This window comes from Lacisediminimonas profundi (assembly GCF_008831265.1).
Classification (GTDB): Bacteria; Pseudomonadota; Gammaproteobacteria; order Burkholderiales; family Burkholderiaceae_D; genus Lacisediminimonas; species Lacisediminimonas profundi.
Window position 1 is genome coordinate 426,965 of the sequence record NZ_VTTH01000001.1, and the last position, 15,709, is coordinate 442,673.

The following is a 15,709-nucleotide window of genomic DNA, read 5'->3' on the forward strand; positions in this document are numbered from 1 at the left end:
CATGGATAATAATTCGGCAAACTACATGTAGTATATTTACCAAATTAATGAGTTGAAATTTCCTGAGAGGCAAATCATGGGCATGAATTCCGTCGTGGCAGCCGTGACCGGGGAGGTGATCCGCAGGAGCGCACCCACCCGCAACGCCTACCTGATCCGCCTGCATGCTGCACGCCATCAGGGAGTGCAGCGCGGCGCGCTCGGCTGCACCAACCTCGCGCATGGCTTCGCCGCGTTCCCGGCCAGCGACAAGTTGCGCTTGCGTGAGCAGAAGCAGCCATCGATCGCCATCGTGTCGTCCTACAACGACATGCTTTCCGCACACCAGCCCTTTGAACGTTTCCCTGCCATCATCAAGCAGGCTGCGCGTGAAGCGGGCGCCGTGGCGCAGTTTGCCGGCGGCACGCCCGCCATGTGCGATGGCGTGACACAAGGGCAGCCAGGCATGGAGCTGTCGCTGTTTTCGCGCGACACGATTGCGATGGCCGCAGCGATCGCGCTGTCGCACAACATGTTCGACGCCGGACTCTATCTTGGCGTCTGCGACAAGATCGTTCCCGGGCTTTTGATCGGTGCGCTTCATTTCGGCCATCTTCCTGCTGTTTTCGTGCCCGCCGGCCCCATGCCCAGCGGCCTTTCCAATCCGGAAAAATCGCGCATCCGCCAGTTGTATGCCCAGGGCAAGATTGGCCGCGAGGAATTGCTGGAGGCGGAGGCGCAGTCCTACCATGCGCCCGGAACCTGCACTTTCTACGGCACCGCCAACAGCAACCAGATGTTGATGGAGGCAATGGGTCTGCATCTGCCCGGGGCCGCGTTCGTCATGCCCGGCACGCCCTTGCGCGATGCGCTGACTGCCGAAGCGGCGCGGCGGGCGGTGGAGATCAGCGGCACCGGGCCGTCCTGGACGCCGGTCGGGAAGGTGGTCGACGAAAAGGCGATCGTCAACGCCATGGTCGTCTTGCTGGCCAGCGGTGGTTCCACCAACCACACGCTGCACCTGGTCGCGATTGCCAGGGCGGCGGGGATCGTGATCGACTGGAATGATTTTAGCTGCCTGTCGGCCGTGGTGCCGCAGCTGACCCGCATTTACCCGAATGGCGATGCCGACATCAATTATTTCCAGGCCGCGGGCGGTCCCGGATTCCTGATCCGCGAACTGCTCGACGCCGGCCTGCTGAACGAGGATGTCACGACCATACTCGGCAAGGGACTGCGCGCGCATTGCGCCGAGCCTTTCCTGGATGACGGTCGGCTGGTGTGGAAGCCGGCGGCAGCAAGCAGTGGCGACGAAACGGTGCTGCGTCCCCACCACCGGCCGTTCTCGCCCGAGGGCGGACTGCGCCTGCTGACCGGCAACCTCGGGCGTGCCGTGATCAAGGTTTCCGCGGTCAAGCCTGAGCACCGGGTGGTCGAGGCGCCGGCGGTGGTATTCGATTCGCAGGAAGCATTCCTGCATGCGTTCCAGGAGGGCCGGCTGGATCGCGATTTCGTCGCGGTGTTGCGCTACCAGGGCCCGCGCGCCAACGGCATGCCCGAACTGCACGCGCTGACACCGGCGCTGGGTAGCCTGCAGGACGCCGGGCGCCGCGTCGCGCTGGTGACGGATGGACGGATGTCAGGGGCGTCGGGCAAGGTGCCGGCGGCGATCCACGTCAGCCCCGAGGTGCTGGCAGGCGGCGCGCTCGGCCGGGTGCGCGATGGCGACCTGATTCGTGTGGACGGCGAACAGGGCGTGTTGCAGGCGCTGGTCGACGATGCGACCTGGCAGGCTCGGGGGATCGAGGCGGGCAATCTTGGCGCTCATCAGGTCGGCATGGGGCGGGAACTGTTTGCGATGTTTCGCAATAATGTGAGCACGGCGGAAGAGGGGGCTGCCACGTTCGGACTTCCGCCAGTCTCGAACCCGCTGGCGCACGACGATGCTGCCTTGCCCGCCGATACGCCGCCTGGCGACAATGAAGATACCCTCGTCCGCACCGTATGAAAGGAAACAGGATGAACCTGCTTGAGATGATGCGTGCATCGCCGGTGATACCGGTGATCCAGATCGACAATCCGGAGCATGCCCTGCCGCTGGCGCGCGCATTGGTCGCTGGCGGCATCCGTGTGCTCGAAGTGACTTTGCGTACCGCGCATGGCCTGGCCGCGATCCGCGCGATCGCCTCGGCGATTCCGGAGGCGATTGTCGGGGTCGGTACCGTCACCCGTGCCGACGATTTCGCTGCCGCGCTCGATGCCGGGGCAGTGTTCGCGGTTTCGCCGGGCTTGACGCCGGCTGTGGCTGAAGGGGCCAGGCGCAGCGGCCTGCCCTTGCTGCCGGGGGTGATGACCCCATCCGAGGTGATGGCTGCGCGCGAGCTGGGCTTTTACCAGCTGAAATTGTTCCCGGCGGTGCCGGCGGGCGGCGTCGGCATGCTCAATGCATTAGCCGGGCCGTTGCCAGACGTGACTTTTTGTCCAACCGGCGGCATCACGGTCGCGAGTGCGCCGGATTTCCTGAAATGCGGGAACGTCGCTTGCGTGGGCGGATCCTGGCTGACGCCGAAGGATGCGATGCAGGCGGGGGACTGGGGGCGGATTACGGAGTTGGCGCGGCAGGCAGCGGCACTGGGTGCCAAGGACTGATGAACTTCAGAATAGGGGGTCAAGACCTGACCCCATCCATTCTTGATTACTTGGCGAACAACTGCCCGAGATCCTGGAATGCCTTGAATTCCAGCGCATTGCCGCTCGGGTCGTAGAAGAACATGGTCGCCTGCTCGCCCACCATTCCCTTGAAGCGCACATAGGGCTCGATCTGGAACTTGATGCCTGCGGCGCGCACACGCTCGGCCAGCTCTTCCCACTGCGCCATCGTCAGCACCACGCCGAAATGCGGCACCGGCACGTCATGGCCGTCGACCGGGTTGGAGTCGCGTTGCTTGTTTGCCTGCGGCGCCAGGTGGGCGACGATCTGGTGGCCGTAGAAGTCGAAATCGATCCATTCATCGGAGCTGCGCCCTTCGGGGCAGCCCATCACGCCGCCGTAAAACGCGCGCGCGGCATCGAGGTCATGAACGGGGAACGCAAGGTGGAAGGGCCTGAGGCCGGACATGGCACTGCTCCTGAAAAGTGAATTAGGGCGCCGGCTGCAGTGTCGCAGCGCGGATGCGAGCGCACATTGTAGTCGCAACTTCCGGCCTGCAGGAATGCGGCAAAACCCAGGTGTGTCCTACCTGACCTGCCGGCTCGGCTAAAATAGGCGTTCCGGACGCGTTCCCGACGGCGTCCATTTGCATATCACTCTCTCAAGACTCTCCCCATGACCCAGGACGAACTGAAACAGGCAGTCGCGCGCGCCGCGATCGATTACATCGTGGACGGCGAAATCATCGGCGTCGGCACCGGATCCACCGCCAATTTCTTCATCGACGAACTGGGCAAGGTGAAGCACCGGATACGCGGCGCAGTGGCATCGTCCGAAGCAACGGCTGCGCGGCTGCGCTCGCATGGCATCGCGGTGCTGGACCTGAACGATGTGCAAGACATGCCTGTATATATCGACGGCGCCGATGAGATCACCCGCACAGGCGCGATGATCAAGGGCGGCGGCGCCGCGCTGACGCGGGAAAAGATCGTGGCCTCGGTGGCCCGCCGCTTCGTCTGTATCGCAGACGGATCGAAGCTGGTCGACATGCTCGGCCAGTTTCCGTTGCCGGTCGAAGTGATCCCGATGGCGCACGCTGTCGTTGGCCGCAAGCTGGCGGCGCTGGGCGGCAAGCCGGTGCTGCGGATCAGGGACGGCCAGCCGCTGGTCACCGATAACGGCGGCTACATCATCGACGTGCATGGCTTGCAGATTGCCGACCCCGTTGCGCTGGAAGATGAAATCAACAACATCGTCGGCGTGATTACCAACGGGCTGTTTGCACGGCATGGGGCCAGCGTCTGCCTGCTGGGCAGGCAGGATGGGGTGGAGACGCTGAGCTTCGGTTGAGGCCGGAGCCGGCTACTGTACCAGCAAGCTGGCGTTCGAATCCTGATTGTTCGCTGCCTGTGCGTTCGTGGCGGGCGATGCCTGGTTCGGAGCCTCGGGCGCGGTCTGGGCCGGGAGCACGACTGTTTGTCCCATCACGACAGTGATCAGGCCCGGATATTCATACGCTGCGCCTGATGTCACGTCGATCACCGCGCCAACCGGGCCGCCGAACAGTATGTTGCCAAAGACCATGGGTTTGGTGCTCGATTTCACACTGGCGATGCCCGGTGCCTGCGCATCCTTCTCGCATTTGACATGCAGGTTGTCGTTCGCCCGCGGAACAGTGATGGTTCCTGGTGTGGTGACGTAGAAAATACCTTTCGGATTCTCGAGACGGCAGATGGCTGCTGTCACCGGCTCGCCCTTGTCGTTCCTTGACTCGACCGAAAGTGCCTGGTTGCTGCCATTGACAATGGATGCGCATCCGGTGAACAACGGGGCCGTCAGCGCGGCGGCAACGATAAAAATCGACTTCCTCATTCCTGCTTCTCCTGTCTTGCGTTTAGCCGGCACGGATTGCCGACGACGGGAGTGTAGGAGAGACCGGCTTCTGGTCCAGGAGGTATTAGTCGGGATTTAACATTCGGCGGCGAATGTTGTCCTGGCAGTCATGGACCAAGCCTCGCGCCGTTGGCAATGGCGGGATACTTACTCCGTCGGCGGAACATAACCCTGCGCAGCATCTGCGCCTTCGCCGAAGAAATGCTTCTCCATCTGCGTGGCCAGGTATTTGCGGGCGCGCACGTCAGCCAGGTTCAGGCGATTTTCATTGACCAGCATGGTCTGGTGCTTGAGCCAGGCAGCCCAGGCTTCCTTGGATACGCTTTCGTAAATCCGCTTGCCGAGTTCGCCGGGATAAGGTGGGAAATCCAGGCCTTCGGCCTCCCGGTTCAGTTTGATGCATTGGACCATGCGTGCCATGTATTTCTCCGATTGATGTTCATGATGGCCGGCGGCATTGCCGCCTGGCCGCTTACAGGTTCTTGATCAGGACCAGCGACTTGCGCTGCCAGTTGTAGATGCGTTGACGGTCGCGCGGCAACTGGTCGACCGAGGCGCTGACGAAGCCGCGTTTCAGGAACCAATGCGCCGTGCGGGTAGTCAGGACGAACAGGCGGCGAAAGCCCGCCGCGCGCGCGCGGTTCTCGATATGCGTGAGCAGCCGCTCGCCGTCGCCCTGCGCCTGGACATCGGGATTCACCGTCAGGCATGCCATTTCGGCCATTCTTTCTTCCGGGAACGGGTACAGCGCCGCGCAGCCGAAAATCACGCCATCGTGCTCGATCACCGAGAAATAGTTGACTTCGCGTTCCAGCAGTTCGCGCCCGCGCTTGACCAGGGTGCCGTCCGCTTCGAGCGGTTCGATCAGCTGCAATATGCCGCCAACGTCCTCGATGGTCGCTTCGCGCAGGCTCTCCAGGTTTTGCGACGACACCATGGTGCCGACGCCGTCGTGGGTAAACAGCTCAAGCAAGGTCGACCCATCCAGCGCGAATGGCACGATATGGGCGCGCGGCACGCCGCCGCTGCAGGCCTTGGTTGCATGGTCCAGGTAGAAAGACTGGTCGGGCGGCAGCACGCCTTCGGACAGCATGGCCCGCGCCTGGTGCAGCGACAGTTCGTGGATCTCGGCGCCGGCCTGGTCGGTCATCATCGGTGTCTCGGTGATGAAGATCAGCTTGTCCGCGCGCAGCGCGACAGCGGCGGAAAGCGCCACGTCTTCCATGGTCAGGTTGAAGACTTCGCCAGTTGGCGAAAAGCCGAGCGGCGACAGCAGCGTCAGTGCGCCGGCATTGAGAATCGGGTGGATGGCTTCGAATGCGACCTTGCGCACCAGGCCGGTATGCTCGTGGTCGACGCCGCCAATGATGCCGACCGGACGGGCCGTGACGAAATTGCCGGAGATGATGCGAATTGCCGAATGCGCCATCGGCGTGTTCGGCAAACCCTGGCTGAATGCGGCTTCGATGTCGAGCCGCAACTCGCCCGCGGCTTCCTTGGCGCATTCGAGCGCTGCCGCGTCGGTGATGCGCACGCCATTGTGGAAGCGCGTCTGCACATTGCGCAGCGCCAGCTGTTCCTGCACCTGCGGGCGCGATCCATGCACGATCACGACCTTGATGCCGAGCGCGTGCAACAGCGAAAGGTCGTGCGCCAGCACGGGCAGGGCGCCGGCCATCACCAGCTCGCCCGGGAACGCCACCACGAATATCTTGCCCCGGAAGGCGTGGATGTAGGGCGCGACCGAACGCAGCCATTGGACGAATTGAACCGGGTTTTCCATCCGCCGCATTATAATTCGCCCAGCCATGTCTGCACCTGAACATCAGAAAAAATCCGGGCAAGCCAGGCAGGCGGCGCGTGCCGGCCATGCCGCTGCCCCGGTTTCTCCTCCTCCTTTGCGCAATCCACTTCCGGAAATCGTTTTTCCGGAAGAGTTGCCTGTCTCCGCGCGCCGGCAGGAGATTGCCGAAATACTGATGCGCCACCAGGTGGTGATCGTCGGCGGCGAAACCGGCTCGGGCAAGACCACCCAGCTGCCCAAGATCTGCCTGTCGATAGGACGGGGGCAGAATGGACTGATCGGCCACACCCAGCCGCGCCGGATTGCCGCTTCGTCCACTGCCAAGCGGATTGCGCAGGAACTGAATTCGCCGCCCGGCGAGCTGGTCGGCTACAAGGTCCGCTTCAACGACACCCTGCACAAGGGCGCATGGGTCAAGCTGATGACGGACGGCATCCTGCTGGCCGAGACGCAGAACGATCCGCTGCTGCGCCAGTACGACACGATCATCATCGACGAGGCGCACGAGCGCAGCCTGAACATCGACTTCCTGCTTGGCTACCTCAAGCAGGTGCTGCCGCGCCGGCCCGACCTGAAGCTGATCATCACCTCGGCCACCATCGACGCCGACCGCTTCGCCCGCCATTTCGCCAGCAATGGGAAACCGGCGCCGGTGGTGGAAGTGTCCGGTCGCATGTATCCGGTCGAGGTGCGCTACCGGCCGGTGGAGCAGGATCGGGTCGCCTCTGACGGCAAACCCCCCACGACTTTTGCCGCCAAGGGCCGGGAACAGCGCGACCTGATGGACGCGGTGGCGGACGCAGTCGACGAACTGGCGCGCGTGGGCTCTGGCGACGTGCTGGTATTCCTGCCCGGCGAGCGCGAAATCCGCGATGCCGCCGAAACCTTGCGCAAGCACCACCCCCCGCATGTCGAGATCCTGCCGCTGTTCGCGCGTCTCTCCGCGCAGGAGCAGGAACGGGTGTTCAAGCCTTCCAACGCCCGCCGCATCGTGCTCGCCACCAATGTGGCGGAAACCTCGCTGACGGTGCCCGGCATCCGTTATGTGGTCGATACCGGCACCGCCCGCGTCAAGCGCTACAGCTACCGCAACAAGGTGGAGCAGTTGCAGATCGAGCCGGTCTCGCAGGCGGCCGCCAACCAGCGTGCCGGCCGCTGCGGCCGGGTGGCGGCGGGCGTGTGCATCCGGCTGTACGACGAGAAGGATTACCTGCAAAGGCCGAAATTCACCGAGCCGGAGATCCTGCGCTCGTCGCTGGCCGCGGTCATCCTGCGGATGAAGGCATTGCGGCTGGCCGAAGTCGAATCCTTTCCGTTCATCGAGCCGCCGCTGGGGCGCGCGATTGCGGATGGCTACCAGTTGCTGCAAGAACTGGGCGCGGTTGACGAACTCAATGCCCTGACCGCCAGCGGACGGGAGCTGGCAAAGTTGCCGCTCGACCCGCGCGTCGGCCGCATGATCCTGGCCGCGCGCGACCACGACTGCCTGACCGAAGTGCTGATCATTGCCAGCGCGCTGTCGGTGCAGGACCCGCGCGACCGGCCCATGGAAGCGCAGGCCGCCGCCGACAATGCGCACAAGAAGTTCGCCGACGACAAATCCGAATTCAACAGCTTCCTGAAAATCTGGAAATGGTTCGAGGAAGCGATCGAGCACAAGAAAACCAATCGCCAGTTGCAGGACAATTGCCGCGCCAATTTCCTGTCGCAGCTGCGCCTGCGCGAATGGCGCGACGTCCACACCCAGCTGCTGACGCTGGTGCGCGAGCAGGGCTGGCGCCTGAACCAGGCGGCGGCGACCTACGAACAATTGCATCTTGCACTGCTGACCGGCCTGCTGGGCAATATCGGCTTCAAGGCTGAAGACGAGCCGCATTACCTGGGCGCGCGCGGCATCAAGTTCCATATCTGGCCCGGCTCCTCGCTGTCGAAAAAAGCCGGCAAATGGGTGATGTCGGCCGAACTGATCGACACTGCGCGGCTGTACGCACGCACCATCGCCCAGATCCAGCCACAGTGGCTGGAGCGCATCGGCGGGCATCTGCTGAAAAAATCCTGGAACGAGCCGCGCTGGGAAAAACGGGCCGGCCAGGTTTCCGCCTACGAGCGGGCCACGCTGTACGGGCTGGTGGTGTACAGCCAGCGCCGCGTAGACTACGGCGCCATCGATCCGGAAGATGCGCGAGACATCTTCATCAAGGATGCGCTGGTGGGCGGCGATTTCGAGACTCGCCTGCCATTCTTTGCCCACAACCAGCGCCTGGTGCGCGAGATCGAAAATCTTGAACACAAGTCGCGCCGGGTCGACGTGCTGGTGGACGAGCAGCTGATTGCCGCGTTCTACGACCAGCAGCTTCCGGCCGGCATTCACAATACGGTCGACTTCGAGAAGTGGTACCGGCAGGCACAGGCGAAAGAGCCGAAGCTGCTATACCTGAACCGCGAAGACCTGATGCGGCACGAGGCCGCGGGCGTCACCACCGACCTGTTCCCCAAGCAGATGCGGATGTCCGGCGTCGACATGGCCCTGACCTATCATTTCGAGCCTGGCAGCCATCGGGATGGCGTGACGCTGGCGGTGCCCTTGTATGCACTGAACCAGGTATCGACCGAGCGGGCCAGCTGGCTGGTGCCGGGCATGCTCAAGGAAAAGGTGCACCTGCTGCTGAAGTCGCTGCCGCAGAAGCTGCGCCGCCACTGCGTGCCCTTGCCCGACTATGCCGCCGGCTTCCTTGACCGCGTGGAGCAGGACAACCGCTTTGGCCGGGGCGAGTTGCTGGACGTGCTGATGGACGATGTGCGCCAACAGACTGGCATCGCGCTGCGCAGCACCGATTTCAAGCTGGAGACGCTGGCTGCGCATCACTTCATGAATTTCAAGGTGATCGACGAGCACGGCCGCCAGCTCGACATGGGACGCAACCTGGCATCGCTGCAGGCCGAGCTTGGCGGCGAGGCGAGGAAGCAGTTCCAGAAGCTGGCGGATGAATCGGTGGCTCCGGTGGCTCCGGTGGCTCCGGAAGCGGCAGCCACCGCGCCAGCGCCGCAGCCGGGCCAGCAAGGCCGGCACGCTGCGCCGCCACGTCCGGCAGCGGCGCCATCCGAGCCCGGCCAATACCAGAACCTGACATCCTGGACTTTCGGCGAACTGCCGGAGCTGCTGGAAATCCAGAAGGGCAAGCTGAGCCTGGTCGGTTATCCGGCGCTGGTGGACCGCAAGACGCATTGCGATCTCGAGGTGTTCGACGATCCTGCCGAAGCGGCTCGCGTACATCTGCTTGGGCTGAGGCGCTTGTTTGCGCTGCAACTCAAGGAGCAGATGAAATACCTGGAAAAAAATATTCCCAACCTGCAGCAGATGGGCATGCAGTACATGGGCCTTGGTTCGCAGGAGGAATTGCGCGACCAGATCCTCGACGCCGCCTTGTCGCGCGCCTGCCTGCAAGACCCGCTGCCGCGCACTGCCGATGAATTTTCCACCCGCAAGGAGGAGGGTAAGTCACGGCTCGGCTTGCTGGTCAATGAGTTGGCCCGGCTGGTGGGGCAGGTGCTGGCGGACTACCATACGCTGCCGAAAAAGCTGCAGGGCGTGAAGAGCCACGCGCTGGCGTCTGCAGACATGCAGTCGCAGCTGCAGGCGCTGATGACAAAACGCTTCATCGCTGACAACGACTATGTGCAGCTGGCGCATTTCCCGCGCTATCTGAAGGCACTGGCGGTTCGCATCGACAAGTTGCGCGCCGATCCGGCGCGCGATGCGAAGCTGATGGCGGACTGGGCCCAGGCCGCTGCGCCCTGGCAACGTGCGCTCAAATCGCGGCATGGCGATCCGAAGATGAACGAATACCGCTGGATGCTGGAGGAGTTGCGGGTTTCGCTGTTTGCGCAGGAGTTGCGCACGCCGATGCCGGTGTCGGTGAAGCGGCTGCAGAAGGTCTGGGAGGCGATGGAGCGATGACGCCGTGGTCAAGCCGTGGTGAAGCCGAAACCACGCCGCCACGATGGCCAACGCTTCATTCGGTAGCCGGCAAGCCAATTCGCGTAGAATTCGGCTGTTCCTCACCCATAGCTAATCCAAGATGAGCATTAAATCCGACAAATGGATCCGCCGCATGGCGGAACAGCACGGCATGATCGAGCCTTTCGAGCCGGGGCAGGTGCGAGAGGAAAATGGCCATCGGATCGTTTCCTACGGCACGTCGTCCTATGGCTACGACATCCGCTGCGCCGACGAATTCAAGATATTCACCAATATCAATTCGACCATCGTCGACCCCAAGAATTTCGACGAGAATTCCTTCGTCGACATCAAGAGCGACGTCTGCATCATCCCGCCCAATTCGTTCGCGTTGGCGCGCACCATCGAGTACTTCCGCATCCCGCGCAGCGTGCTGACGATCTGCCTGGGCAAGTCGACGTACGCTCGCTGCGGCATCATCGTCAACGTCACGCCCTTCGAGCCCGAATGGGAAGGTTATGTGACGCTGGAGTTTTCCAACACCACGCCGCTGCCCGCCAAGATCTATGCGGGGGAGGGCTGCGCCCAGGTGCTGTTCTTCGAGAGCGACGAAGTGTGCGAGACCTCGTACAAGGATCGCGGCGGCAAGTACCAGGGCCAGCGCGGCGTGACGCTGCCGAAGACCTGACCTGCCGGGCTCGAACCGGGCCCGGCCATCTTGTCCAGTCCGATTGACGCGAGGGCCTGCAGCCGAAAGACTGCAGGCCCTCGTGCTCTTGTCACTCGCGGTCTTGTCTCTCGTGGTTTACTTCACGCAATCCACGAAATACCCGCGCCTGCCATTCACCTCGCGGGTGACGAGTCCATGCACATCGGTTTCGAAGCCGGGAAACTTCTCGTTGAAGTCGCGCGCGAATTTCAGGTAGTCGACGATGGTCTTGTTGAAACGCTCGCCCGGGATCAGCAGCGGAATGCCGGGCGGGTAGGGCGTCAGCAGGATGGCGGTGACGCGGCCTTCGAGTTCGTCGATCGGCACCCGGTCGATTTCGCGATGCGCCATCTTGGCAAAGGCGTCGGACGGTTTCATCGCCGGTTGCATGTCCGACAGGTACATCTCGGTCGTCAGTCGCGCCACGTCATAGGCCTTGTACATGTCGTGGATCTGATGGCACAGGTCCCGCAGGCCCATGCGCTCGTAGCGCAGGTTGGCGGCGGCGAACTCGGGCAGGATGCGCCAGATCGGCTGGTTCTTGTCGTAGTCGTCCTTGAACTGCTGCAGCGCGGTCAGCAGCGTGTTCCAGCGGCCCTTGGTGATGCCGATGGTGAACATGATGAAGAAGGAATACAGGCCGGCTTTTTCGACGATGACGCCGTGTTCGGCAAGGTATTTGGTGACGATCGACGCCGGTATGCCGGTCTCGCCGAAATGACCGTCGAGCGACAGGCCCGGCGTGACGATGGTGGCCTTGATCGGATCCAGCATGTTGAAGCCGGGCGCCACCTTGCCGAAGCCGTGCCAGTTGTCCTCGGCGCGGATCATCCAGTCCTCGCGCGAACCGATGCCGTCTTCGCACAGCGTATCCGGCCCCCAGACCTGGAACCACCAGTCCTTGCCCCACTCCTCGTCGACCTTGCGCATCGCGCGGCGGAAATCGAGGGCCTCGAAAATGCTTTCCTCCACCAGCGCCGTGCCGCCGGGCGGTTCCATCATCGCCGCCGCCACGTCGCATGAGGCGATGATCGCGTACTGCGGCGAGGTCGAGGTGTGCATCAGGTAGGCCTCGTTGAAGGTGTCCTGGTCGAGCTTGACGGTCTCCGACTCGCGCACCAGGATCTGCGACGCCTGCGACAGGCCGGCCAGCAGCTTGTGGGTCGACTGGGTCGAGAAAATCATCGACTTCTTGGCGCGCGGCCGGTCCTTGCCGATCGCGTGGAAGTCCTTGTAGAAGTCGTGGAAAGTCGCGTGCGGCAGCCAGGCTTCGTCGAAATGCAGGGTGTCGATCTCGCCGTCCAGCATGTCCTTGAGAGTCTCGACGTTGTAGACCACGCCGTCATAAGTCGATTGCGTGATGGTCAGGATGCGCGGCTTCTTGTTGGCCGCTTCGCGGGCGAACGGATTGGCCTCGATCTTGCGGCGGATGTTCTCCATGCTGAATTCTTCCAGCGGGATCGGGCCGATGATGCCGAGATGATTGCGAGTCGGCATCAGGAATACCGGTATCGCGCCGGTCATGATGATCGCGTGCAGGATCGACTTGTGGCAGTTGCGGTCGACCACGACGATGTCGCCCGGCGCCACCGTCGAATGCCACACCATCTTGTTCGAGGTCGAGGTGCCGTTGGTGACGAAATAGCAATGGTCGGCATTGAAGATGCGTGCCGCATTGCGCTCGGTGGCCGCGACCGGCCCGGTATGGTCGAGCAACTGGCCCAGTTCTTCCACCGCGTTGCAGACGTCTGCGCGCAGCATGTTCTCGCCAAAGAACTGGTGGAACATTTGTCCGATCGGCGATTTCAGGAAGGCCACGCCGCCCGAGTGTCCCGGGCAATGCCAGGAGTAGGAACCGTCCTGCGCGTAATGGACCAGCGCGCGGAAAAAGGGCGGCGCCAGTCCGTCCAGGTAGGAGCGGGCTTCGCGGATGATGTGGCGCGCCACGAACTCCGGCGTGTCCTCGAACATGTGGATGAAACCATGCAGTTCGCGCAGGATGTCGTTGGGAATATGGCGCGAGGTGCGGGTCTCGCCATACAGGTAGATCGGTATGTCGGCGTTCTTGTGCCGGATCTCCGCAACGAAGGCGCGCAGCGATTTCAGCGCGGACTCGGTTTCCTCGGGCGAACCGCCGCCGAATTCTTCATCGTCGATGGACAGGATGAAAGCGGATGCGCGCGACTGCTGCTGGGCGAACTGCGACAGGTCGACATAGCTGGTCACGCCCAGCACCTCCATGCCTTCCTCCTCCATGGCGGAGGCGAGCGCACGTATGCCCAGGCCGGATGTGTTTTCGGAGCGGAAGTCCTCGTCGATGATGACGATGGGGAAGCGGAATTTCATGAGGTCTCCTGAAAAGGCAGGACGGGAGACGCCTGGGACAGTCGTGTCGCCACCAACCGCTTGCGCGCCAAAAATTGAGGAAAGCGGGATTTTCGCAGATATCGGGGGTGCTGTGGGCAGGTGCGTTCCGCCGGCCGCTTGAACCGGCCGGCGGTAGTCAATTCACTACAGGTGCAGCCAGGCGGCCACGCCCAGTCCAATGCCAACGAGGGCCACGGCATATGCGGCATATTCGAGCCAGCGCTTGCGGGTCAGCAGGGTGATTGCCGCCAGCGCGATCGAAACCTGTTCGGCCGTTGTCGCCAGCGCCCAGCGATGATGCAGATGCATTGCCCCATCGGATTTGCGGTCCCAGTCCAGCGAAACCGCTTCCAGTTTTTCGGCATCTTTCTTGATGCCCTCCTTCTCTTCCTTGTAGCGCGTTACCTCGCGCCGGTATTTCTCGACGTCTACACCCGGCAACGCCATGGCCAGTTCGGCAAGGTTTTGCTTGTTTGACTTGGCCTGGTAGTAGTTCCACTGGTTGGACGCCTCGGTTTTCTTGATGGCGGCATTGTTCTTGAACATGGCAGCGTCGTTCTGGGTCAGCCCGGCCATGTATCCGAAAGTGGCGCCAACGGTGGCCAGCACCGCGGTGATGACCGCGATCTTGCCGGAGAAACTGTCGGTCGTGTGGCCTGCGTGCTCGACCGCGTGGTCATGCGGTCCGTGCACGTGAAATCCTGCTCCTGACATAGCGCTTCTCCCTTTCAGATTCTTTGGTTTTAGATTCTTTGATAAGTGACGATGGCGAAATCGAGTCCGCTCTTTTCGGAATGCTGGCGCTCGCGCGCCGTTTCTTTCCATTGCGCCTGGTCGATAGGCGGGAAAAATGTATCGCAATCGAACGATGCGTCGATCTCGGTGACAACCAGGCGCTGTACCAGTGGCAGCGAATCGGTAAAAATTTCCGCGCCGCCGATGACGAAGCCGCCGTCCTGCCCGCACAGCGCAATCGCCTGTTCGACCGAGTCCGCCCGTTCCACGCCTTCATGCCGCCAGTCCGGATTGCGGGTAATGACAATATTGCGCCGGTTGGGCAGCGGCCGTCCAATCGACTCGAAGGTTTTGCGGCCCATCAGGATCGCGTGACCGCTGGTCAGGCGTTTGAAATGGGCAAGGTCTTCGGGCAGGTGCCACGGCAGCTGGTTGTTGATTCCGATGCCGTTTTGTTTGTCGACGGCAACGACAATGGTCAGTGGGGGCGCTGTCATGCTGATTTTTCGCTAACTATCGGATAACACGTGATAACCGATATTGTTAAGTGATGGATGCGTGCGTATTGTAGAGCCCGTTTTTGCTTAGCCCGATTTTTTATGGAGGTTTTATCTTGAAAGCCGCACTTCTCCTTGCTTCGTTTCTCGCCGGCATCATGGCGACGACCGCGGCATCTGCCCAATCCTATCCGACCAAGCCGATCCGGTTGATCATTCCTTTTCCGCCGGGTGGTACGACTGACATCATTGGCCGCGCGGTGGGCGATCGCCTGTCCCGCGAACTCGGCCAGCCGGTGATCATCGACAACCGCGGCGGCGGTGGCGGCAGCATCGGCGCCGTGGCGATCGCCAAGGCTGATCCGGACGGTTACACCATCGGCATGGCAACCGTTTCCACGCAAGCGGTGAACCCTGCATGCAATCCCAAGCTGCCCTATGACCCGGTCAAGGATTTCGTGGCGATCACCAATCTGGCCCGCACGCCGAACGTGATGGTCGTCAATCCCAAATTTCCGGCGCAGGACTACAAGCAGCTCCTCGCGGTACTAAAGAAGAACCCCGGCAAGTATGGTTATGCAACCTCGGGCACCTGCGGCATCGGCCACCTGATGGGCGAGAAGTTCAAGGCCTCGACCGGCACCTTCATGGTCCACATCCCGTACCGTGGCGCCGGTCCTGCGCTCAATGACGTGCTGGGTGGCCAGGTCGAAGTCATGTTCGACAACCTGCCATCATCGTTCGGCTTCATCCAGAACAACCGCCTGCGTCCGATCGCGGTCGCATGGCCCAAGCGCCTGGAAAGCCTGCCGAATGTGCCGACCTTCGCCGAACTGGGCCTGAAAATGGTCAACGACCCTGCATGGTACGGCTTGATCGCGCCGGCCAAGACGCCGGAAGACATCGTACGCAAGATTCATGACGCCGCCGTGAAGGCATTGAATTCGCCCGAGGTGCAAGCGCGCGTGAAAGCAAGCGGATCGGAGATCGTTGGCAATACACCGGCTGAATTTGCCGCCGAGATGCGTGGCGAACTGCAGCGTGCGCAGGACGTGGTGAAGAAGCAGGGCATCAAGATCGACGCCAGCGGCGGTTAATTCGTCGCAGGCCCCACTCT

At 62.4% G+C, this 15,709-nt stretch carries 13 protein-coding genes; 6 read left to right on the forward strand and 7 right to left on the reverse strand.

The window, feature by feature from the left end:
* Nucleotides 1-76: 76 nt before the first annotated feature.
* Together edd and eda are read left to right on the forward strand one after the other, a co-directional pair.
* Nucleotides 77-1,987 (forward strand): phosphogluconate dehydratase, encoded by a 1,911-nt coding sequence (gene edd, locus FVE66_RS01935; protein ID WP_151445696.1) that lies wholly within the window; start codon nucleotides 77-79, stop codon nucleotides 1,985-1,987.
* Nucleotides 1,988-1,998: 11 nt separating this feature from the next.
* The gene (gene eda / locus FVE66_RS01940) at nucleotides 1,999-2,628 is read left to right on the forward strand and encodes a bifunctional 4-hydroxy-2-oxoglutarate aldolase/2-dehydro-3-deoxy-phosphogluconate aldolase (RefSeq protein WP_151445697.1); all 630 of its coding nucleotides are present in this window, start codon (nucleotides 1,999-2,001) and stop codon (nucleotides 2,626-2,628) included.
* A 46-nt stretch (nucleotides 2,629-2,674) separates the two neighbouring features.
* On the opposite strand, the gene FVE66_RS01945 is transcribed toward eda, so the two are convergent.
* Entirely contained in the window at nucleotides 2,675-3,097 is a 423-nt protein-coding gene (locus tag FVE66_RS01945) for a VOC family protein (RefSeq protein WP_151445698.1), read from the reverse strand.
* Between the two features lie 207 nt (nucleotides 3,098-3,304).
* On the opposite strand from FVE66_RS01945, the gene rpiA reads away from it, so the two are divergent.
* The gene (rpiA, locus tag FVE66_RS01950) at nucleotides 3,305-3,979 is read left to right on the forward strand and encodes a ribose-5-phosphate isomerase RpiA (RefSeq protein WP_151445699.1); all 675 of its coding nucleotides are present in this window, start codon (nucleotides 3,305-3,307) and stop codon (nucleotides 3,977-3,979) included.
* 12 nt (nucleotides 3,980-3,991) lie between these two features.
* Here the strand turns inward: rpiA and FVE66_RS01955 are convergent, their stop codons facing one another.
* The 3 genes from FVE66_RS01955 to argA all read right to left on the reverse strand — a co-directional run bounded on the left by FVE66_RS01955 (nucleotide 3,992) and on the right by argA (nucleotide 6,305).
* Nucleotides 3,992-4,501 (reverse strand): hypothetical protein, encoded by a 510-nt coding sequence (locus FVE66_RS01955; protein WP_194164341.1) that lies wholly within the window; start codon nucleotides 4,499-4,501, stop codon nucleotides 3,992-3,994.
* Between the two features lie 168 nt (nucleotides 4,502-4,669).
* Nucleotides 4,670-4,942, reverse strand: coding sequence for an oxidative damage protection protein (locus FVE66_RS01960; protein WP_151445700.1), 273 nt, complete (start codon nucleotides 4,940-4,942; stop codon nucleotides 4,670-4,672).
* A 52-nt stretch (nucleotides 4,943-4,994) separates the two neighbouring features.
* A complete protein-coding gene (gene argA, locus FVE66_RS01965; protein WP_151445701.1) occupies nucleotides 4,995-6,305 on the reverse strand; it encodes an amino-acid N-acetyltransferase in 1,311 nt (436 codons plus the stop codon).
* 25 nt (nucleotides 6,306-6,330) lie between these two features.
* Here argA and hrpA point away from each other — a divergent pair, with 25 nt between their 5' ends.
* Nucleotides 6,331-10,284 (forward strand): ATP-dependent RNA helicase HrpA, encoded by a 3,954-nt coding sequence (gene hrpA / locus FVE66_RS01970; RefSeq protein ID WP_151445702.1) that lies wholly within the window; start codon nucleotides 6,331-6,333, stop codon nucleotides 10,282-10,284.
* A 121-nt stretch (nucleotides 10,285-10,405) separates the two neighbouring features.
* Complete coding sequence (gene dcd / locus FVE66_RS01975) at nucleotides 10,406-10,972, forward strand: dCTP deaminase (RefSeq protein ID WP_151445703.1); 567 nt, start codon at nucleotides 10,406-10,408, stop codon at nucleotides 10,970-10,972.
* 117 nt (nucleotides 10,973-11,089) lie between these two features.
* Here dcd and FVE66_RS01980 read toward each other — a convergent pair whose 3' ends face one another.
* The 3 genes from FVE66_RS01980 to FVE66_RS01990 all read right to left on the reverse strand — a co-directional run bounded on the left by FVE66_RS01980 (nucleotide 11,090) and on the right by FVE66_RS01990 (nucleotide 14,592).
* Nucleotides 11,090-13,339: an arginine/lysine/ornithine decarboxylase gene (locus tag FVE66_RS01980; RefSeq protein WP_151445704.1), complete on the reverse strand. Its 2,250-nt coding sequence runs from the start codon at nucleotides 13,337-13,339 to the stop codon at nucleotides 11,090-11,092.
* 165 nt (nucleotides 13,340-13,504) lie between these two features.
* Nucleotides 13,505-14,074: a DUF4337 domain-containing protein gene (locus FVE66_RS01985; protein ID WP_151445705.1), complete on the reverse strand. Its 570-nt coding sequence runs from the start codon at nucleotides 14,072-14,074 to the stop codon at nucleotides 13,505-13,507.
* Between the two features lie 29 nt (nucleotides 14,075-14,103).
* Nucleotides 14,104-14,592, reverse strand: a complete 489-nt coding sequence (locus FVE66_RS01990; RefSeq protein WP_151445706.1) for a dihydrofolate reductase — start codon at nucleotides 14,590-14,592, stop codon at nucleotides 14,104-14,106.
* Between the two features lie 158 nt (nucleotides 14,593-14,750).
* Between FVE66_RS01990 and FVE66_RS01995 the strand changes: the two genes are divergently transcribed.
* Nucleotides 14,751-15,689 (forward strand): tripartite tricarboxylate transporter substrate binding protein BugE, encoded by a 939-nt coding sequence (locus FVE66_RS01995; protein WP_151446372.1) that lies wholly within the window; start codon nucleotides 14,751-14,753, stop codon nucleotides 15,687-15,689.
* Nucleotides 15,690-15,709 lie beyond the last annotated feature (20 nt).